At 52.7% G+C, this 21,166-nt stretch carries 17 protein-coding genes and 3 tRNA genes; 13 read left to right on the top strand and 7 right to left on the bottom strand.

Features of this window, described 5'->3' with window-relative positions; genetic code table 11:
* The first annotated feature begins 106 nt into the window (after positions 1 to 106).
* The 3 genes from EAH77_RS11135 (at position 107) to EAH77_RS11125 (ending at position 451) form a co-directional block, all read left to right on the top strand.
* Positions 107 to 192, top strand: a tRNA-Leu gene (locus tag EAH77_RS11135).
* Positions 193 to 231: 39 nt separating this feature from the next.
* Positions 232 to 317 (top strand) — tRNA-Leu (locus tag EAH77_RS11130).
* Positions 318 to 365: 48 nt separating this feature from the next.
* Positions 366 to 451: transfer RNA gene (locus tag EAH77_RS11125), tRNA-Leu, on the top strand.
* Between the two features lie 114 nt (positions 452 to 565).
* On the opposite strand, the gene EAH77_RS11120 is transcribed toward EAH77_RS11125, so the two are convergent.
* Positions 566 to 850 (bottom strand): DUF1435 domain-containing protein, encoded by a 285-nt coding sequence (locus EAH77_RS11120; RefSeq protein WP_140472602.1) that lies wholly within the window; start codon positions 848 to 850, stop codon positions 566 to 568.
* A 291-nt stretch (positions 851 to 1,141) separates the two neighbouring features.
* Between EAH77_RS11120 and EAH77_RS11115 the strand changes: the two genes are divergently transcribed.
* On the top strand, positions 1,142 to 2,260 hold the full coding sequence (locus tag EAH77_RS11115; protein WP_140472600.1) for a GGDEF domain-containing protein: 1,119 nt from the start codon (positions 1,142 to 1,144) through the stop codon (positions 2,258 to 2,260).
* A 460-nt stretch (positions 2,261 to 2,720) separates the two neighbouring features.
* Entirely contained in the window at positions 2,721 to 3,755 is a 1,035-nt protein-coding gene (rhaT, locus tag EAH77_RS11110) for an L-rhamnose/proton symporter RhaT (RefSeq protein ID WP_140472598.1), read from the top strand.
* Positions 3,756 to 3,806: 51 nt separating this feature from the next.
* Here the strand turns inward: rhaT and rhaR are convergent, their stop codons facing one another.
* Both rhaR and rhaS read right to left on the bottom strand, forming a co-directional pair.
* On the bottom strand, positions 3,807 to 4,676 hold the full coding sequence (gene rhaR / locus EAH77_RS11105; protein WP_140472596.1) for an HTH-type transcriptional activator RhaR: 870 nt from the start codon (positions 4,674 to 4,676) through the stop codon (positions 3,807 to 3,809).
* Positions 4,677 to 4,764: 88 nt separating this feature from the next.
* A complete protein-coding gene (gene rhaS / locus EAH77_RS11100; RefSeq protein ID WP_140472594.1) occupies positions 4,765 to 5,592 on the bottom strand; it encodes an HTH-type transcriptional activator RhaS in 828 nt (275 codons plus the stop codon).
* A gap of 344 nt (positions 5,593 to 5,936) precedes the next feature.
* Between rhaS and rhaB the strand changes: the two genes are divergently transcribed.
* Genes rhaB through rhaM form a run of 5 tightly spaced genes read left to right on the top strand, consistent with a single transcriptional unit; the run spans position 5,937 to position 11,077 of the window.
* The gene (gene rhaB / locus EAH77_RS11095; protein ID WP_140472592.1) at positions 5,937 to 7,421 is read left to right on the top strand and encodes a rhamnulokinase; all 1,485 of its coding nucleotides are present in this window, start codon (positions 5,937 to 5,939) and stop codon (positions 7,419 to 7,421) included.
* The gene (locus EAH77_RS11090; protein ID WP_140472590.1) at positions 7,418 to 8,683 is read left to right on the top strand and encodes an L-rhamnose isomerase; all 1,266 of its coding nucleotides are present in this window, start codon (positions 7,418 to 7,420) and stop codon (positions 8,681 to 8,683) included. Before rhaB ends, EAH77_RS11090 begins: the two co-directional genes overlap by 4 nt.
* A gap of 26 nt (positions 8,684 to 8,709) precedes the next feature.
* Positions 8,710 to 9,534 (top strand): rhamnulose-1-phosphate aldolase, encoded by an 825-nt coding sequence (gene rhaD, locus EAH77_RS11085; protein ID WP_140472588.1) that lies wholly within the window; start codon positions 8,710 to 8,712, stop codon positions 9,532 to 9,534.
* A 27-nt stretch (positions 9,535 to 9,561) separates the two neighbouring features.
* Complete coding sequence (gene fucO, locus EAH77_RS11080) at positions 9,562 to 10,710, top strand: lactaldehyde reductase (protein WP_140472587.1); 1,149 nt, start codon at positions 9,562 to 9,564, stop codon at positions 10,708 to 10,710.
* A gap of 52 nt (positions 10,711 to 10,762) precedes the next feature.
* The gene (gene rhaM / locus EAH77_RS11075) at positions 10,763 to 11,077 is read left to right on the top strand and encodes an L-rhamnose mutarotase (RefSeq protein ID WP_140472585.1); all 315 of its coding nucleotides are present in this window, start codon (positions 10,763 to 10,765) and stop codon (positions 11,075 to 11,077) included.
* Here rhaM and EAH77_RS11070 read toward each other — a convergent pair.
* The 4 genes from EAH77_RS11070 to EAH77_RS11055 form a co-directional block, all read right to left on the bottom strand.
* Positions 11,052 to 13,226, bottom strand: coding sequence for a YgiQ family radical SAM protein (locus EAH77_RS11070; protein ID WP_140472583.1), 2,175 nt, complete (start codon positions 13,224 to 13,226; stop codon positions 11,052 to 11,054). The genes rhaM and EAH77_RS11070 overlap by 26 nt on opposite strands.
* Positions 13,227 to 13,391: 165 nt before the next feature.
* Positions 13,392 to 15,044, bottom strand: a complete 1,653-nt coding sequence (locus EAH77_RS11065) for a glycerone kinase (protein WP_140472582.1) — start codon at positions 15,042 to 15,044, stop codon at positions 13,392 to 13,394.
* 139 nt (positions 15,045 to 15,183) lie between these two features.
* Complete coding sequence (locus EAH77_RS11060) at positions 15,184 to 16,551, bottom strand: L-serine ammonia-lyase (RefSeq protein WP_140472580.1); 1,368 nt, start codon at positions 16,549 to 16,551, stop codon at positions 15,184 to 15,186.
* Between the two features lie 137 nt (positions 16,552 to 16,688).
* On the bottom strand, positions 16,689 to 17,972 hold the full coding sequence (locus EAH77_RS11055) for an HAAAP family serine/threonine permease (RefSeq protein ID WP_140472578.1): 1,284 nt from the start codon (positions 17,970 to 17,972) through the stop codon (positions 16,689 to 16,691).
* An 824-nt stretch (positions 17,973 to 18,796) separates the two neighbouring features.
* On the opposite strand from EAH77_RS11055, the gene EAH77_RS11050 reads away from it, so the two are divergent.
* From EAH77_RS11050 to EAH77_RS11040, 3 genes are read left to right on the top strand one after another with little or no spacing between them, the layout of a single operon-like run.
* The gene (locus EAH77_RS11050) at positions 18,797 to 19,327 is read left to right on the top strand and encodes a YfiR family protein (RefSeq protein WP_241673442.1); all 531 of its coding nucleotides are present in this window, start codon (positions 18,797 to 18,799) and stop codon (positions 19,325 to 19,327) included.
* A 3-nt stretch (positions 19,328 to 19,330) separates the two neighbouring features.
* Positions 19,331 to 20,635 carry a diguanylate cyclase domain-containing protein gene (locus EAH77_RS11045; protein ID WP_140472574.1) on the top strand — a complete coding sequence of 435 codons (1,305 nt, stop codon included), beginning with the start codon at positions 19,331 to 19,333 and terminating at the stop codon, positions 20,633 to 20,635.
* A gap of 30 nt (positions 20,636 to 20,665) precedes the next feature.
* On the top strand, positions 20,666 to 21,157 hold the full coding sequence (locus EAH77_RS11040; protein ID WP_277752561.1) for an OmpA family protein: 492 nt from the start codon (positions 20,666 to 20,668) through the stop codon (positions 21,155 to 21,157).
* The last annotated feature ends 9 nt before the right edge of the window (positions 21,158 to 21,166 follow it).

The following is a 21,166-nucleotide window of genomic DNA, read 5'->3' as shown; positions in this document are numbered from 1 at the left end:
CCGTAATGGGGGAAATAAGTATTGACGCCCGTGAGGAAATCTCTAGAATTCGGCCCGTAGTTGTATGACTCGCAGAGTAAATTCAAATGAATTCTTTGCTGAGAATGCGATGGTGGCGGAATTGGTAGACGCGCTAGCTTCAGGTGTTAGTGTCCTTTGGATGTGAGGGTTCGAGTCCCTCCCTTCGCACCAATACAACTACGAATAGATTTATATTGCACGGCACGGTGAGCGATGGTGGCGGAATTGGTAGACGCGCTAGCTTCAGGTGTTAGTGTCCTTTGGATGTGAGGGTTCGAGTCCCTCCCTTCGCACCAATCCGGTGATATAAATCAAGCAGTAACGATAAAGAAGAAATCATCTGTGCGATGGTGGCGGAATTGGTAGACGCGCTAGCTTCAGGTGTTAGTGTCCTTTGGATGTGAGGGTTCGAGTCCCTCCCTTCGCACCACATGATTCTCTTCGATTATCTTCCTCAGCAATATTCCTCTGCCTTTCAGGCACACAAATACCCTAAAGCAAAATGTTATCTCATTGGCAGGTAAATCCGCGTATTACAGCACCGTTATAGCAAATTGAAATTGAGTGACAATGCCGCCAGCCCACCGGCCACGGCAACAAAGGACGGCAGCAACACGTAATGCCTCAGCGTTTTGTGCAACAACATCACCAGCGTCGCCAGCATGGCTATCACCACCAGCGTGCGCAGATGTTCGAGGGAAATGTTCGCCAGCGCCAAAAATGGCAGCAGTACGCAAGGCAATAACACACCCCACCCGCTGGTCAGCCTTTTGCCCAGAAACCAGCACACCCCCCACATTCCACATGCCGTTACCATCGCTGCGATCATGATTTTGTGCCAAAATTGATAATGAGAACTAATATCATATAGCAATCTTTCTCATCACGCATCTTTTTAGCTGCCAGCTCCCCATTGAAGTGACACCCAGAGCCAAAAGTGGTAGTTTTACCATCAACTGTTTTTAATTAATTTCAATAAAAATAATCACATAACAGGATTATTAGCAGTCTTTCCATATTATCACCTCTCGCACCTGCTTGAATAAGCGAAGTACGATTGAATTCGGGTACAACATCCTTATCTATTCCGAAGACCACCCGCTAATAGAGTGAATTTTTAATGATATTTCATTCCTATAATGATTTGCTTAAAAGCAAACATCGCCTTTCGATGTTGCTATTCTTTTTTCTAAATAGTGCTTCTGCGCTATTCGCCATATTGAATCCGGCGTTAAAAACGTTGAAAACCACATTCCCTCTGGCCATGATCGGCATCTTTTGTGCACTGGGATTAATATTCACTTACTTCAACAGCAAAAATGGCCCCTTCCGTTTAAATATCTGTTCAATAATTGTGGGTGCCTTGTGGGCCTGGCATATTTCCTTACGCTTTGACCAAATTGGTCATACGGATAACAGTTTTTTGTTAGTCAGCTTACTCAGTGTTTTCTTCATCAGTGCTATCGCTTTATCGGATAATTTTCTGGCATTTTGCCTTCATGCAGCACCATCTTCTATTGCAGTCATTTTTTTAGATGATTTCAATCACACGAGTAAAATCCTGTTTACTATCGCCCTGCCGCTGATTGGTCTGTCCATGCACCATTTTATGCTCAAACGCAGTGACGCCTTTACCCGCCGGATGGTGGCCAATTTATATAGCGAAAGAGAGAAATTCAGCGATCTCAGTATGATCGATCCACTGACCGGGCTTTATAACCGGCGGGGCCTGCAAAATAAGCTGGAGACGCTGTTGAGCCAGCCTGATGACAGCCATTACGTAATGCTGCTGGATATCGACCACTTCAAAGCTTACAACGATAATTATGGTCACAGCATGGGTGATCAGGCGCTGGTCAGGGTTTCAGCTGCGATCCGTGACGCCGTCCGCTCACGGGATATCGTCGTTCGATACGGCGGAGAAGAGTTCCTGGTGGTGATGTCCAACGTTAATCAGGAGCATGCTATGCGCATGGCGGAGCGTATTCAGGACGAAGTATTAGGGTTGAATATCTCTCATCATTTCAATGTACACGTTTCAACCAACGTAACCGTCAGTGCCGGACTCGCTGCATTAATTAACGGGGATTTCGCCGAAGCCCTGAGTGCTGCCGACAAATCACTTTATCTGGCGAAAAACAGTGGGCGTAACAAAATCTTCTATGCCTGGGAACAGGCCGCCGTGAAACAGGAAAAAATCGAGTTGTACAATCCATTGCAGCGTAATAAAAATCAGTAACACAATTTAATATATAAGCCAGCCAGGCTTATTTTTTGCTAATGTATTATATATTATTATTTGACCATTCAAACAGTTGCGCTGCATAAGCATGCAGTCCTCATTTTATTTTCATGGATCAAATGTTATAAATTCAACACCATATTGCACCTGAAATGTTACCGCTGGCGATGATTTATTCCTTATTCCACAGGAGGTGGAATATATTCGAAGTTTTAATGTTTATCCTTTCATATTCCTATTCTGTGAACTTCCTCACCACCACCTTCTGATCAATGCCAATGGCCTATATGCGGTGGCACTCAGTTGAAGGTGACACCCTACCGCTGTTCCTACACTACGCTCGATGACCGTTTTGTGTGCTGTTACCTACACGACACGCCCTCGACGGCCCTCAACGATAACCTATTAAAAATCATTTCTTTTGATTCAAGCGCCCGACTACATAAAGGTTAATTGTATGAGCAGCTCTATCATTCTTGGCATCATCTGGCACTTAGTTGGTGCTGCCAGTGCCGCCTGTTTTTATGCACCACTGAAAAAAGTCAAAAAATGGTCATGGGAAACCATGTGGTCACTGGCCGGTTTGTTCTCGTGGGTCATCTTACCCTGGACGGTGAGCTACATTTTACTGCCTGATTTCTGGGCTTATTACGGCTCATTCAGCCTCTACACGCTAATGCCCGTCTTTCTGTTTGGTGCGATGTGGGGCATAGGCAATATCAACTATGGCCTGACCATGCGCTATCTTGGGATGTCGCTCGGTATCGGGATAGCCATTGGTATCACCCTGATTATTGGCACATTGATGACGCCAGTGCTGCAAGGCAAAGCCGCCCTATTGATCGGTACACCCGGCGGGAGAATGACGTTACTGGGGGTTCTGGTGGCGGTCATCGGCGTTGCCGTGGTCAGCTATGCCGGTTACCTGAAAGAGAAATCGCTGGGGATCAAAGCTGAAGAATTTAACCTGAAAAAAGGCCTGATCCTGGCTGCACTGTGCGGAATTTTCTCCGCAGGCATGTCCTTTGCAATGAGTGCCGCGACACCAATGCACGAAGCCGCCGCGCATTTAGGTCTGAACCCGTTGTACGTAGCCCTGCCAAGTTACGTGGTGATTATGGGAGGCGGTGCGATCGTCAACCTCGGTTTCTGCTTTATTCGTCTGGCCTCACGCCGCGAGATTTCCATCAAAGCGGACTTCTCCGTCGCCAAACCTTTACTGCTCACTAATGCACTGTTCGCCATCCTGGGCGGCGTGATGTGGTATCTACAATTCTTCTTCTACGCATGGGGCCACGCCAGTATTCCCCCAGAATATGACTACATGAGCTGGATGTTGCACATGAGTTTCTACGTCTTGTGTGGTGGCATCGTAGGCTTGCTGCTGAAAGAGTGGCTGGGTGTCGGCAAAAAACCGGTCGCCATTCTGACGTTGGGCTGCCTGATCATCATTCTTGCCGCCAATATCGTCGGCATGGGCATGGCGTCCTGACACCCCGTGGAGCGGCTTTTAAGATTGCGTACCACTGACTGTTGCAGTCATCTAACAGAGGGTTGGAACGGATGTACTTCTATGGAGACTACCGGCGAACCGCTGTCGGTAGTCTCGCGGAGAGACACCGCAGGCACGGTTGAATACCACCGAGAAGTAGTTACTGTCATCAAAACCACATTCGGCGGCCACTTCACCAATCGTCTGGTGGCCGTAACGCAGTAAACTCATGGCGCGACACAGGCGCAACTGACGCAAATAGTGCGTCACACTCATGCCGGTATGCTGCTTAAACAGCGCCCGTAACCCACGTGAACTGACACCGTGCTGTGCGCAAAAACTGTCGAGATGAAAAGGATCGGTGATACTGGCTCGCAGCGCCATCAGCAGTAAATCGAGCTGATGCGCATCCGGCAGCACGCCACTGTTCGGCGGATGACGGTAGCGCAATAACAACAGCGCCAGCTGCATCAGCAAGGCTTCACTCAGTTGCACCGACAGTGATTCAGACTTCATGCACTCCGTCGCCAGTTCATCCACTTTTTCCCGCAGCGCCGTCATTCCCAGAGAACTCAACCGCCAGTAGCGCTGCTCCTGGCTGACACCGTCACCCGGCAACAGTTGCGCCCAGTCGGCGGATAAGCCAAACCGTTCGCGGCAATAAAGAATATTATCCAACGCCAATGCATTCACCGACTCATAACTGTGGCGATCATTGGCATTGATATAAAACAGATCCCCGCAGGTAATAGGGTACGGGACATCATTCCAGATATGCAGACCGTTCCCGCGCCACACCACCACCAGTTCATCGAACTCGTGATCATGGCTCGGAAAATTGGCCTGAGGGTGGCGCTCGGCCACCATTACCGAGTTTTTATTGGTCAGAAAAAAATCATTTTTCATTAGTTTCAGCGGCATAGTGGCTATCCCAAACCCGTTCACACCAGGGGAATATAAGCATGTCAGCCAATTTACGCCCGCACCAAACCTCAAAAAGTAGCGGCAGCTAACGTAATTGATTACGCATCAACTTGGGTGACACCAGGAACTCACGACGAAATTGTGTCGAGAAATGATTGCTATCGCTGAAACCGCAGGCGTAGGCAATATCAGTAATACTTTGGTCATTGTGATGCAAACGGCGGCGTGCTTCAAGCAAACGCAGCCGGTTGAGATAGCGCTGCGGTGTCATACCCGTATGCTGTTTTACCTGGCGATGCAGCGTGCGTAGCGCCAGAGAGAAACGGTCTGCGGCTTCCATCCAGTTCACCTCCTCACTGTAATGCCCCTGCAGCCAGGCTAAAAGCTGGTTAACCTTATTTTCAGAGGCATCCCGCAATTGTGGTTGAAAACAGTCCTGATAAAGCAGGATAAGCAAATGCAGGAACTGACTTTCGGTGGCGGCTATCTGCTCCGCACCAACCCCAGCACTCTGATGCTCCAGCACGGCAACGCATTGCAACGCCTGCTGCATGGTGCCAGGGCTAAGCTGCCAGTGAATTTGCTGCTGGTAATGGTGTTCCTGCGGCAGGAACCGCCCGACGTCATGCAGAAAACGAAAAGCCTGAGGGGATCGAAATAACACGTTGGTCAGGCGCAGGTTGTCCACGCTCTCAAACAGATGGTGATCGCTGGCGCGCACAAAGCAGACTGTGCCGGTCGTCAATGTATAAGGGTTGTCATTAAAGATATGCACGCCAGATCCGCTTTCCACCAGCATGATTTCATGGAAATCGTGGTAATGCTCAGGAAAAGCAGCCTGGGGCGTGCGGCGCTCCACGGTCACGGTTAGCTCAGGAGCAGCAAAGTAATTCTCACCAATCAGTAACGTCATTGATCACCTCCATTGCAAAACGGGGGAAAAAGGCTCAGGAAAATCACCCTATCCTGCAAGGTCAGCGATAACCTTGAAACGAAGGCAGATAAAGCGCATTCCACAGTCATTTTTTAAAGATTCGACGCCTCATGAACGGAACTGCGGCAAAGATCACATCCTCCTGTTCTGCGCTTTCTCTCTCTATTACGTAAAGGGATCCGTCGCCTTCGCCACGTTTTGTGATCTGCCTCGCATCTACCTTTTTCATGCTGCCAGCCCGCCATAACCGGTGGCATTCAACGGAAGGTGGCAGTAAAACGCCTCCCCTACACTGCGGTCATACCTGATAAGGAATGGCCGTTATGACACTCCACCATATTGCCGCAATCGACCTTGGCGCCTCGAGTGGTCGCGTAATGCTCGCGACATTCAATACAGAGCTGGCAGGAACGTCCCCGCGTCTTCATCTAAAAGAAATTCACCGTTTTCCCAACCACCTTAAAACGGTTGACGGGCAGGACACCTGGGATCTTGACGCACTGGAACAGCACATTGTCACCGGGCTGAACCGTCTGGATGCCTCGGGCATCCAGCTTGACAGTATCGGCGTGGATACCTGGGGCGTCGATTTTGTTCTGATCGACAAACAGGGGCAACGCGTCGGCCTGCCCGTCGCTTACCGCGATAAACGCACTGATGGCGTCATGGTCAGCACCAGTCACGCACTGGGCCGCGAATCGATTTACCGCACCACCGGTATTCAGTTCCTGCCTTTCAACACCCTTTATCAGTTGAAAGCGCTCACAACCCAACGGCCCGAGATTATCGATCAAGTCGACCATTTACTGCTGATGCCGGACTACATTCATTACCGCTTAACCGGCGCGCTGAACTGGGAACACACCAACGCCAGCACCACGCAGATGGTCAATCTGCGCACCGGCGACTGGGATGAAAAGCTGCTGAAGTATGCTGGCGTGCCGCGCCGCTGGCTGGGAAAACCCTCACAACCGGGTAAAACCCTGGGCAACTGGGCTACGCCGCGGGGGCACCAGGTACCGGTGGTCAGCGTCGCCACCCATGACACCGCCAGCGCCGTTGTCGCCGCGCCGATGACCGGCAAATATTCGGCCTATCTCAGCTCCGGCACCTGGTCCCTGATGGGCATCGAAAGCCCAACCGCCTTCACCCACGCCAGCGCCCTGCACGCTAACTTCACCAATGAGGGAGGCATTAACGGCAGCGTCCGCGTGCTGAAAAACATCATGGGAATGTGGCTGTTGCAGCGCATGTCTTCAGAACTGAACGTCAACGATTTACCCGCGCTGATCGCCGCCGCCGCCGCCCTGCCGCCGTTTGTCAGCCTGATTAATCCCAACGAAGAACGCTTTATCAATCCATCGTCGATGGTGGACGCCATACGCGAAGCCTGCCGAGAACACGGGGAACCGATACCGGACAGCCCGGCTGAACTGGCGCGCTGCATCTTCGACAGTCTGGCGATGCTCTACCGCCAGACCGCGCAGCAACTGGCCGAATTACAGGGCGCGCCACTGGACGCGATCCATATCGTCGGTGGTGGCAGCCAAAATACTTTTCTTAATCAGCTCTGTGCCGACACCTGCCAGACGCCGGTCACCGCCGGGCCGGTTGAAGCCTCAACCCTCGGCAACATCGGCTGCCAGTTGATGGCGCTGAACCTGGTTAAAGACGTCACGCTTTACCGGCAAATCCTCGCTGCCAATTTTCGACAGCAACGTTATATGCCGCAACCCCAACCCGAACTTGCTATCCACTGGCGTCGTTTTCAGGCGCTGAGCCACATCAATGAGGAGCTAGCAGTATGACTTCATCAACTTCATCTATCGAAAGCGCATGGACACTCGCCAAAGAGCGCTTTTCCCAACTCGGTATCGATGCCGAGGCCGCCATGAAGAAACTCGACACGCTGCCGGTGTCCATTCACTGTTGGCAGGGCGATGACGTGGCCGGTTTTGAAAACCCGGAAGGCTCACTGACCGGCGGCATCCAGGCCACCGGTAACTACCCCGGCAAGGCCAAAAATGCGCAGCAACTCCGTGCCGATCTGGAGCAGGCCATTTCACTGATCCCCGGCCCTAACCGCCTCAACCTGCACGCCATGTATCTGGAATCTGACACGCCAGTGGCGCGCAACGAAATTGAACCTAAACACTTCAGCCAATGGGTTGAATGGGCGAAGAAAAATAAACTGGGGCTGGACTTCAACCCCTCCTGTTTCTCCCATCCCCTGAGCGCCGATGGCTTTACGTTGTCGAGCGCCAACCCTGAGATCCGCCAATTCTGGATCGAACACTGTCAGGCCAGCCGCCGCGTTTCCGCCTCGTTCGGTAAAGCGCTGAACACACCTTCAGTGATGAATATCTGGATCCCCGACGGTATGAAAGACCTCACCGTTGACCGGTTAGCGCCGCGCCAGCGTCTGATGAGTGCGCTCGATGAGGTGATTTCAGAGAAGCTCGACGCCAAACATCATATCGATGCCGTCGAAAGCAAACTGTTTGGCATCGGGTCTGAAAGCTACACCGTCGGTTCTAACGAGTTTTACCTCGGTTATGCCGCCAGCCGCCAGACCGCACTCTGTCTGGATGCAGGGCACTTCCATCCGACGGAAGTGATCTCAGACAAAATCTCCAGCGCCATGCTGTTTGTGCCACGTCTGCTGCTGCACGTCAGCCGTCCGGTGCGCTGGGACAGCGACCACGTCGTACTGCTTGACGACGAAACCCAGGCCATTGCCAACGAAATTGTGCGCCACAACCTGTTTGACCGCGTGCATATCGGCCTCGACTTCTTCGACGCTTCCATCAACCGCATTGCGGCGTGGGTCATCGGTACCCGTAACATGAAAAAAGCCCTGCTGCGCGCCCTGCTTGAACCGACCGACATGCTGAAAACACTGGAGATCGACGGTGACTACACCGCGCGCCTGGCGTTGCTGGAAGAGCAAAAATGCCTGCCATGGCAAGCCGTGTGGGACATCTATTGCCTGCGCCACGATGTCCCAGTCGGTGGCCAGTGGCTGGAAAACGTCCGCCATTACGAAAAAACCGAACTCGCGAAACGCTAAACACTCCTTTTTACAGGTAAGAAACGATGAAAACTTTACTCAATTCCTGGTTTGTACAGGGCATGATCAAAGCCACCACCGATATGTGGCTGAAGGGCTGGGACGAGCGCAACGGCGGCAATGTCAGCCTGCGCCTGCTACCGGAAGATGTCGCGCCCTATCAGACTGATTTTTATAGCGACCCGCGTACCGTTGCGCTCACCCAACCGGCACCGGAACTGGCAAATCAGTATTTTATTGTCACCGGCTCCGGCAAGTTTTTCCGCAATGTGCAACTGGCTCCGGCCGAATCGCTGGTGGTATTGCAGCTGAATAGCCAGGGGACTGCCTACAACATTCTTTGGGGCCTGACCGCCGGTGGCCTGCCAACGTCAGAACTGGCCGCGCATCTGCAATCACACACCGTACGCATCAACGTCACCCAGGGGCGCGACCGGGTGATCATGCACTGTCACGCCACCAACCTGATTGCGCTGACCTATGTGATGGAGCTGGATAACGCAAAATTCACCCGGGAAATCTGGGAATGCAGCACCGAATGTCTGGTGGTCTTCCCTGATGGGATCGGCATTGTGCCGTGGATGGTTCCGGGGACCGACGGCATCGGCGCGGCGACGGCCGACCAGATGCAACACCACAGCCTGGTGCTGTGGGCGTTTCACGGCATCTTTGGCAGCGGCCCCTCTCTGGATGATGCTTTTGGCCTGATCGACACCGCCGAGAAATCCGCCGAAATTCTGGTGAAAGTGATATCGATGGGCGGCAAGAAACAGACTATTTCTACCGAAGAGCTGATCGCCCTGGCGAAACGCTTTGAAGTCACCCCGTTTGCGGCGGCGCTGAAAGCGTAAATTGACCAGACTCAGAGAGGGAATTTTATGAGCTTTATGTTGGCATTACCCAAAATCAGCCTGCACGGAAAAGGCGCGATTGAAGACATGGTGGCCATGTTGGTACCGAAAGCACCCGGCAAAGCGCTGATTATCACGGATGGACAACTGATTGAACTCGGCCTGCTCGACGGACTGTTTGCGGCACTGAAAAGTGCCGCCCTGCCTTACGCGCTCTTCAGCGGCGTAACGCCAAATCCAACCTCGGAAGTGGTGGACGAAGGCTTCCGTTTGTATCAGCAGCATCATTGTGACTATCTGATTGCCTTCGGCGGCGGCAGCCCGATTGATACCGCTAAAGGCGTCAGGATCCTGACCGCCAATCCCGGTCCGGTGACAGCGTACTCCGGCGTCGGCAAGGTAAAAAATCCCGGTGTGTTCTTAGTGGCCATTAACACCACCGCCGGCACTGCCGCTGAGCTGACCAGCAACGCGGTGATCATCGACAGCCAGCGCCACGTAAAAGAAGTGATCATTGACGCCAATCTGATCCCAGATATCGCAGTCGATGATCCGGCAATCATGGTGGCGATCCCCGCCAGCGTGACGGCGGCAACCGGCATGGATGCCCTGACCCACGCCATCGAAGCTTATGTGTCGGTCGGCGCACATCCGCTCACTGACCCGACTGCGCTGGCGGCCATCAGCACCATCACCGAATGGCTGCCGCTGGCGGTGGCAAACGGCAACAACCTTGAAGCACGTGAGAAAATGGCGCAGGGCCAGTATCTGGCCGGCATGGCGTTCAACAGCGCCGGACTGGGTTTGGTTCACGCGCTGGCTCATCAGCCGGGTGCCACGCACAACCTGCCCCATGGCGTCTGCAATGCGATCCTGCTGCCGGTGGTGGAGGAATTTAACCGTTCCGCCTGCCCGCAGCGATTCGCTGATATCGCCCGCGCCATGGGGGTAAAAACTCACGCTATGAACCAAGAACAGGCCAGTCTTGCCGCACTGGATGCGATCCGTGTCTTGTCGGAACAGGTGAGGATCCCGTCCGGTTTCGCCGAGCTGGGTATCAAAAAAGGAGACATCGAAGACTGGCTGGATAAAGCCCTCGCCGATCCTTGTGCCTCCTGCAATCCACGCCCGGCCAGCCGCGAACAGGTGCGCGAGCTGTATCTGAGCGCAATGTGAATCTTTAACGCCCTCCCCTGTGAAGGTGGGGGCGTTAAAACAGGAGAAACCCATGATCCGCAAGGCCTTTGTTATGCAGGTAAACCCCGATGCCCATGCTGAGTACCAGCAACGGCATTCGCCCATCTGGCCTGAGCTGGCCGCAACGTTGAAAGCGCATGGCGCACATCACTACAGTATTTTTCTCGACGAAAAGCGTCATCTGCTGTTTGGCGTGGTGGAGATTGAATCAGAAGCGCGCTGGGATGCGGTAGCGAAGACGGAAATCTGCCAGAAGTGGTGGAAACATATGGCTGACGTGATGCCAGCCAATGTCGATAACAGCCCGGTCAGTGATTCACTTAAACCGGTTTTTTACCTCGAGTGACCGGTTTCTTTTTCGCCGCTGGCTGAGTAACAGCAGGTGTGCCGGTAAAACGGGTGGCCGCCGGGCGGCTGCTGAATTTCGGCCGACCGGAGAGAGTACCCCGCCCGCGATCCATCGCACTCTCGGCCGGGATCAGACAGTCTGCCCGGCTACCAATCAGATGCTTCAGCCCCAGCGTATTTAGCCCTTCGCGGATCACCGGCCAGTTGGCTTCATCATGATAGCGCAGCAGCGCTTTGTGCAGACGGCGCTGACGATCGCCTTTCGGCACCACCACATCTTCGCTTTTATAATCCACTTTATTGAGCGGATTTTTGCCGCTGTAATACATCGTAGTGGCGCTGGCGAGCGGGGATGGATAGAAGTTTTGCACCTGATCCAGCCGGAAGCGGTTCTCCTTGAGCCACAGTGCCAGATTGACCATATCCTCGTCGCGCGTCCCTGGGTGCGCTGAAATAAAGTACGGGATCAGATACTGCTTTTTCCCCGCCAGCTTCGAATAGTGATCAAATAATTTCTTGAAGCGATCATAGCTGCCCATGCCGGGTTTCATCATTTTTGACAGCGGGCCAGCCTCGGTATGCTCCGGGGCGATCTTCAGATATCCGCCGACATGATGCTCAGCCAGCTCTTTGATATACAGAGGATCCTGTACTGCCAGATCGTAACGCACCCCGGAGGCGATCAGGATCTTCTTGATGCCTTTGAGCGCCCGTGTGCGTCGGTACAGTTTGATGGTCGGCGCATGGTTAGTGTCCATGTGGCTACAGATTTCCGGGTAAACACAGGAAGCCCGGCGGCAGGTTTGTTCAGCGCGTGGCGACTGGCAGCGCAGCATATACATGTTGGCCGTCGGTCCGCCGAGATCGGAGATCACCCCGGTAAAGCCTGGCACACGGTCGCGGATCTCTTCAATCTCTTTAACAATCGACGCTTCCGAACGGCTCTGAATAATGCGCCCTTCATGTTCGGTGATAGAACAGAACGAGCAACCGCCGTAACAACCCCGCATGATGTTGACCGAAAAACGGATCATCTCATAGGCCGGAATACGCGCCTTGCCATAAGACGGATGCGGTACGCGCTGAAAAGGCAGGGCGAACACCGAATCCATTTCATCCGTCGCCAGCGGGATCGCCGGCGGGTTGATCCACACATAACGATCGCCATGCTTTTGCATCAGCGCCCGCGCACAGCCAGGATTGGTTTCATGATGCAGAATGCGCGACGCATGGGCGTACATCACTTTGTCGTTTTTGACTTTCTCAAACGACGGCAGCAGCACGTAGGTTTTCTCCCATGGTTTGGGTTTTGGCGCACGAACAGTGATGGGCTGCGGGCCGTCGGGTTCAGGCAAAGCGCCCTCTGAACAGGGTAAATCCTCGCCATAGGGGTTCATGATAGGTTCGATGCGGCCAGGCTTATCGAGACGGGTGGAGTCCACGCCGGTCCAGCCGGTCAGCGCCAGTTTGCGCATGATAGCGGTATTGCGCACATCGACGATCTCAGTGATCTTCTCACCCGCCGCCAGCCGGTGCGTCACTTCCACCAGCGGACGCTCGCCGTTACCGTAAATCAGCATGTCGGCTTTGGAATCCACCAGCACTGAACGACGTACGGTGTCTGACCAGTAATCATAATGTGCGATGCGCCGCAGACTGGCTTCGATGCCGCCCAGCACAACCGGCACGTCGCTGTACGCTTCTTTACAGCGCTGGGAATAGGCCACCGTCGCACGGTCTGGCCGTTTACCTTCTGCGTTGTCTGGCGTGTAGGCATCGTCATGGCGGAGTTTTCTGTCCGCCGTGTAGCGGTTGATCATCGAATCCATATTGCCGGCGGTGACACCAAAGAACAGGTTTGGCTTGCCGAGTTTCATGAAGTCTTTTTTGCTTGTCCAGTCGGGCTGGGCGATGATCCCGACGCGATAGCCCTGCGCCTCCAGCATCCGCCCTACGATCGCCATACCGAAACTCGGATGATCAACATAAGCATCGCCAGTCACCACGATCACATCACAGCTGTCCCAGCCAAGTTGATCCATCTCCTCGCGTGACATTGGCAAAAAAGGTGCCGTGCCAAAGCATTCGGCCCAATAAAGTGGGTAAGCAAACAGGTGACGATCGGGCTGGATCAGGCTGACAGACATGAGATCTCTTCATCGGCGACAAATAGTGGCCGCAAATTATACGGGGCCCCTATGGCGCATGCTGGTGAGAGTGGCCTGAACTTGCTCCAGATCAATTTTTGGTCCAATCCATAAAAAACGGCCTGCCGGGAGACCGGGCAGGCCGTTTGTATTTAACTGAATATCTTATTTGGCTAATGCTTCAAACACTTTTTCAACCGCGACAGCACCGGGATCTTTCACCCCTTTCAGGCTGTTGCTGCTCAAATAAGACGAGCGGCCCGCATTGGCTTTCTTCATGCTGGCCGTGTCTTTAGCGCCTTTTGCGGCAGCTTTAGCCGCCGCTTTCAGATCGCCTTTTTTGCCCAGTGCTTCCAGTGCCGGTTGCAGGGCATCGATCATCGTGCGGTCACCGAGATCAGCACCACCGTAATGCTTCATGCGCTCCAGACCAAACAGCAATGCATCGGCGACGGGTTTGCCCTCCACCACTTTCTGACCAGCAGCGGTGAAGAAAATCGACATCAGCACGCCGCTGGAACCGCCCATCACCGTCGCCAGACGATCGCCGACCACGGTAAATAAGGCAGAAAGATCATTGAGCGGCAGTTTCTTGTCTTTATTTTGCGCCTGAATATCGCGTGCACCGGAGGCAAAGGTCGAACCGGTATCGCCGTCGCCCACTTTGGCATCCAGCTTATTCAGTTCATCTTCCAGCGCCGATAACGTCTGGGTGACGGTATCAATAATTTTACCGACCCCTGCATTGACCGATGCCTTCACTTTCACCTTTTGGGTGATTTTTTTGGCTTTTTGCGTCGGCAATTTTTCCAGTTTAACCAGCGGCTGCCAGCCGGAGGCTTCAACTTGCGCCAGCAGCGCTTTTTCGATGTCATCCGTCAGGGCGATCGCTGACAGCGAGAAACCTTTCATATCCAGCGCGCTGACCAGCGCCGCAGGGCCAATCAGATAACGGATGGATTTCCCTAACGCCGAATGCACCAGTTCTTTGGTCAGTTGATTCATTTCCAGCGGGGAGACGCCGCCAAGATTGTTGATGAGCAATGCCAGCTTGTCGCTTTTCTTAAACTGTTTCTGGAGTTTTTCCACCAGCGTGGTGATCACTTTCTCACTGTTCTGGGTTTTGAGTTTTGACACACCCGGCTCGCCGTGAATACCTAAGCCCAGTTCAACATGCCCGGCCGGAATACGGCTCTCTTCATCGTCCTCACTGCTGTCGCCCGGCAAGCTACAACTGGCCATGGCCACGCCGATACTCGACGTCGCATCAATGGCTTTCTGCGCCGCCGCGGTCACCGCTTTAAGCGATTTACCCTGCTCGGCCGCGTAACCGGCAATTTTATGCACCAGCACCGTTCCGGCAATACCGCGCGGCTGCTTGTTGTCCGGCAGGGAGATGTCGTCCGACACCATCACCAGATCGACGTTAAAGCCGAGGTTTTTGGCTTTTTCTGCTGCAAGGCCGAAGTTCAGGCGGTCGCCGGTGTAATTTTTGACGATCAGCAAGCAACCGGCTTCACCGGTCACCGCCACGATGGCATTGAGCACCGCGTCCACACTTGGCGAGGCAAACACATCACCGCATACGGCGGCAGTCAACATGCCTTTGCCGACGAAACCCACGTGCGCCGGTTCATGGCCTGAGCCGCCACCGGAAATCAGCGCGACCTTTTTCTTATCCCAGTCACTGCGCACCACCACGCGGATAGCGGGATCGACGTCCAGCTTGGCCAGGTTTTTGTAGGGGGAGGTGAGAATTGCGCCTTCAATCACGTCGTTAATCAGATTTTTACGGTCATTCATGAAAAATTTAGACATGCCGATTCGTCCCTTTAACTGTTTTTAGGTGTTGTCGATTGCACATAACATCAGATTCAACATAGCACAGAGACAGCGGAGTTTCGGGTGTAAGAAAGGCGGTTTCCCGCCTTTTAAGAAAGAGATGATGAAAGCAGAATTAATTACACGCGAGAACCTTGATAGCCAATCCTCCGCGTGACGTTTCGCGGTATTTGGCGTTCATATCTTTGCCGGTCTCGTACATAGTTTCGATGACCTTATCGAGACAAACACGTGCTTCGCTGGTGCGGCGCAGCGCCATGCGCGAAGCATTGACGGCTTTCACCGCTGAAATCGCGTTACGTTCGATACACGGGACCTGCACCTGGCCGGCCAGCGGATCGCAGGTCAGACCGAGGTGATGTTCCATGGCAATTTCTGCCGCCATAAAGACCTGGACGGTGCTGCCACCGAGCAGTTCGGTTAAACCTGCCGCGGCCATCGAACAGGCCACACCAACCTCTCCCTGACAACCCACTTCTGCGCCAGAAATAGAGGCATTCATTTTAAACAGTACGCCGACGGCACCCGCTGCCAGGAAGAAACGGCTGTAGGAGTCTGGGCTGACCGGGCGGATAAACTGGTCATAATAGGTCAGCACTGCCGGGATGATGCCGCATGCACCATTGGTCGGTGCCGTGACTACGCGGCCACCGGCGGCGTTTTCTTCATTGACTGCCATGGCGTACATATTGATCCAGTCAACCACACCCATCGGGTCGACGTTATTTTTGTCCTGCGTGACCAAAATCCGGCGCAGTGCGGCGGCGCGGCGGTTGATTTTCATCGGCCCCGGCAGCAAACCTTCGGTGTGAATACCCCGGGTAATGCCTTCGCTCATCACGCTCCAGATCGCCGCAAAGTGCTCGGCAATCTCGGCACGTGAATGCCCGGCCAGCTCATTTTGTAGCATCACACCAGACAGCGACAGACCCGTGTCATTGCAGTGCTGTTGTAAATCTTTGGCTGAATGGAACGGGAACGGCATGGTAATACTGCTCTCTTCTTGCACGCCAAACCGGCTGGCTTCTACGATAAAACCGCCGCCAATAGAGTAATAAGTTTGGCTGTAGAGCAGGTTTTCACCGTTAAATGCGCTCACCGTCATGCCGTTTTCATGCAATGGCAGATTGTCGCTGTGGAAGTTCATCGACCCATTGAGCGGGAAATCCACCTCACGAGCGCCATTGGCCAGCATCAGTCGCCCGCTGCTTTCCACGGCACGGATAAAACCGGGGATGGCGTCAATATCAACGGAGTCCGGTAAATTACCCGCCAGCCCCATGATAATGGCAAGATCGGTATGGTGCCCTTTGCCGGTCAATGACAAAGAGCCGTAAATATCTACAACGACGCGGGTAGTATTATTTATATGGCCGAGGGAGATAAGTTCATCGCTGAATATTTTCCCGGCTTTCATTGGGCCGACAGTATGAGAACTGGAAGGGCCAATACCAATTTTGAAAATATCGAAGATGCTGATCACGATTGACTCCATGACTGTAAGTGTCAATAAAAGGCCGGGCGAAGAAGATGCCGGAGAATAAAAAGATAAGAATAAAGAAAGGAAGTGTAATAATGAGCAGGATTTACCCTGCTCATTAAATAATATTACTTAGTGTTTTAGCCCATCAGCGTATAAACAATCGCTGACATGGCAATCAGACCCATAATAACGATAAAGACATTACTAATATGGCCGCTGTATTTTTTCATCGCCGGTACTTTGCGAATAGCATACATTGGCATCAGGAATAACAGCATCGCAATGATCGGCCCGCCGATATTTTCAATCATACCCAAAATACTTGGATTTAATGTCGCCACCAGCCAGGTCGTTAATAACATGAAAATAGCGGTGTAGCGGTTCAGCGTGGGCAGTGCAATACTTTTTCCTTTGCTGCGCAGTGACTTAATTACCATACCGTTGAAACCTTCACGCGCACCAAGATAATGGCCGAGGAAAGATTTGGTGATAGCAATAAAGGCAATAAATGGCGCGACATAGGCAATCATTGGGTTGGAGAAGTGATTCGCCAGATAAGACAGAATAGAAATGTTCTGGGCTTTGGCTTCCATCAAGTTTTCAGGAGAGAGGCTCAGCACGCAACTGAAGACGAAGAACATCACGGTTAATACCATCATGATGTGGCTGTACGCCAGAATGCGCGAACATTTTTTCTCAGCGTCTTCGCCGTACTCTTTACGCTTGGCAACCGCAAACGAGGAGATAATAGGTGAGTGGTTAAAGGAGAACACCATCACCGGGATCACCAGCCACAGGGTCATCAGCAAGCCGCTACCTACACCGTTACCGGAAAGAGAAACGTTCTGGAACACAGACATATTCCAGTTTGGGATCAGGTATAAGGCCAGCGCCATCAATACCGCCACAAACGGGAAGACCAGAATGCTCATCGCTTTTACGATCAGGTCCTGACCGAAATGCACGATACCCATCAGACCAAGAATCAACACCAGCGACAGTAAAGCGCGCGGCGGAGCGGTCCAGTGCATCTGGTGAGTAATAAAGCTTTCTACCGTGTTGGTAATAGCAACGCTATACACCAGCAGAATAGGATAAATAGCAAAGAAATAAAGCAGGGTGATGAGCTTACCGGCTGAAATACCAAAATGTTCTTCAACGACTTCGGTAATGTCTTCACCGGCATTTTTACCGGATAATACAAAACGCGTCAGTCCACGGTGAGCAAAGAATGTCATTGGGAAAGCCAGAACGGTCATTATAAGCAGTGGAATTAAACCACCGATACCGGCGTTAATAGGCAGGAAAAGTACACCTGCGCCAATTGCTGTACCATACAGACCCAGCATCCACATGGTGTCTGTTTTACGCCAACTGGTTGCTGAACTCCGAACCTGCGTATCAATATGTGTGTTGTCCATAATCCCTCGGTGTAGAAAAATAAACTGCTATTTTAAATCGGTTTTTACGACGCCGTTTTCAGCCAGATGTTATGCCACTCACGCGTTCTTAAAAAACCGATCAAACGAATAAAACATATCATTAATGCCGGGATGATACCTACCGGCAGCATAAAAATCTGCCATTTCGGGTAGGATTGAGATCAAAGTCACGATTAATAATCATTGCTCGATAATTACGCTTTAAAATGCTGCGTTATTAACATTAATGCCCATTAGGAACAGCCATTCGTGATCATTCAGTAACAATTTATATTTGTAGCCATCGACATATTTGCGAGAATTATTTATACCGAGTGTCTGGAAAATGACCGAAGTGTCGATAATTCATACTGACCTTTCCCGAAGGCTATTTTTTCGACACCTGATAGTACCCTTTTGTGATTATTCACCCTGATCTAAATTACCTCCGGGTATCCCCCCGGCCAGGTAGCGCTGTGGCTCACCATTAACCCAAATGAACAGGGCAGAATGCTCTCAAACTGCCCGACGAGTTGCACGTTGCCCACGGCGGTAGCGGATCATCCGCGTGAGTGACTGTTCACTAATCAACCACAAGAGAGTCGGCACTCATTTTTCATTAACCGGAGAAAGGGAAATGTTGCTAAAGTTGTCAGTAATCAGAAAATTCTTATTTTTCGATCTCTTGGCTTTTAGCGCGGTATGAAAAGCACTCCTGTTTCTGTTAAGCAAGTAAGAGCCAGCATATGGGAATAACCCGACACGGTTTCCATCACACAGGCCCTCTCCGCCCTGGCCGCTTCAGGCGAGCATTACGCGCTGTTATGGCCGTGAGTTTTATCGGCCTTATTTTCCCCGCCGCTTTATGGGCACAACCTTCTGCGTTAGCGCTCAATGAGCCGTTGCCGGGACAGCAGCAGCAGGTCGCCAATACTGTGATGGGCATACTCAGTTATTCCCGCTGGCCGGCCACGACCAAACCCGATGCCATCAGATTATGTGTTATCGCGCCCGTGAAATTTGCTAATGGTCTGGTCGCGGGAAATAACAATCTGACGGGGAAGAGGCTGACGGTGCAATATCTCTCGCCCGAAAGCCCGGCCTTATTAACCGACTGCGATGCACTCTATTCCGGCCCAACTTCGGCGGATCAACAACATTCCCTGCATAACCGGCTGGCAGGCCATCCGGTATTAACCATCAGCGAAAAAGATGATGACTGCGCGCTACTGAATGCGTTTTGTCTGGATGTCGGACCCGCTCATGTTGGCTTCAAACTGAATCTGGACACTCTGGCCCGCAGCGGCGTCAGAGTGCATCCCAATGTTTTGCAGCTCGCCAGGGAAAAGGAGTAAATCATGGATCAACGCCCCTCTATTTCTGCCGATGATAATCCCGGCACCCGCCCGTCGCTCAGCCGGGAGCTGAACCGCATTCATATGATGGTGGTCCTGCTCGGGATGGGTCTGGCCGGCTTTCTGCTGACCGTACTGGCGCTGATCGCTCTGCGCTCGCAGGCTAACTTCAATCTGCACCTCACCGCGCGCGCCATCGGTTACACCAGCGAAGCTGCGGTGGTGTTCAATGACAAACCGGCAGCGCGCGACACTCTCGAACTTATCGCCACCAACGAAGACTTTTACCAGGCCAAAATTCTTACTGTCGACGGCAAAGTGCTGGCCGAGTGGCAGCGCCCGCAAACCGGAACCTGGGACAAACTCGGGCAATTAGTCGGTCATCTGGCCTTTCCAATGCCAATCACGCTGCCGATCCTGCATGCTAACCAGCAGATCGGCACGGTGTGGCTGGCGGGTGACGGTGCCAGCCTGATTGGTTTCCTGCTGAAAGTGATTATCGGCCTGCTGGCCAGCCTGCTGCTGACGGCGGTGGTGGCGTTCACACTCTCACGGCGCATGGTGAAGCGGATTGTCGGCTCACTGCAAAACATCACGGACGTGACCCACGCCGTAAGCGCCAACCGCACCTTTAATCTGCGGGCACCTTCCGCGCCGATTGCCGAGTTGCATACCCTGAGTTGTGACTTCAACAGTCTGCTGACTGAGATGGAGACCTGGCAAAATCACCTGAAAATTGAGAATGACTCCCTGGCGCACAAGGCGCAGCACGACAGCCTGACCGGCTTGCGTAACCGCGCATTTTTCATCGATACGCTTAATCAGTGTTACAACCCGCTGCGCCCGCAGACTTCTCTGGCGTTGCTGTTTATTGACGTCGATAACTTCAAAGAGATCAACGACAGCCTTGGCCATGCGGCAGGAGATAAAGTGCTCATTGACATCGGTGTACGTCTGGGAATGCATTTGCAGGAAAATGCCCTGCTGGCCCGGCTCGGGGGCGATGAATTTGCGGTGCTATTGCAGTTGCAAGACGCGGCCTTGCCGGAGAGCAGCGTAGAAGAGAAAGCCATTAGCGTGGCGCAAAACATCGTCAAAGGGATGCAGGAACCGCTCACCTTGCGCGATGGCAAAACACTGCTGGTTTCACTGAGCATCGGCATTGCACTGACCCCTGCCCAGGCGGCGAATCCTAAAGAACTGCTGGAACGTGCCGATGAAGCCATGTACCGCTCGAAAAAATTCACTGGCAGCTGCTGGCATCTCGCCGATCACGCGCCGTTAACCGCCGTAGCGGACCCCCACTGAACATCATGCAAAGAGGCTGATACTTTGAAAATAAACGATTATGTTAAGACGTTGTTCACCCCGTTTTTACTGCTTTTTTGTCTGTTGATGCTGTCCGCCTGCCAGTCAAAACCGCAGGGCTTAACCGCTGAACAAATCGCGGTATTAAAACAGCAGGGTTTTAGCCTGACCAGCGAAGGCTGGGAGCTGGGGCTGAATGCCAAAGTGTTGTTTGGTAACAATCAGGATACGTTATCGCCACAGAGCCAGAAAACGCTGGAAACGCTGTCCCGCGAGCTGATCCGCGTCGGGCTGGTGAAGGTTAATCTCGACGGATATACCGATGATTATGGCGACGACAAGTACAACGAGGATTTATCCCTGCGCCGCGCCAATACCGTCGCCACGGCATTTTCCAACGCCGGTATGCCGCGCGCCAATATTCATACCCGAGGTATGGGTAAACGTAACCCGGTCGCCAGCAACAAAACGCAGGTTGGCCGCGCCGAGAACCGCCGCGTAACCGTGATTATTGTGGTGTAATTCAGCCAG

Source organism: Ewingella americana (assembly GCF_006438725.1).
Lineage (GTDB): Bacteria > Pseudomonadota > Gammaproteobacteria > Enterobacterales > Enterobacteriaceae > Ewingella > Ewingella americana_A.
The sequence above is the reverse complement of the archived record's forward strand: the minus strand, read 5'-3'. Positions and strand labels throughout refer to the sequence as shown.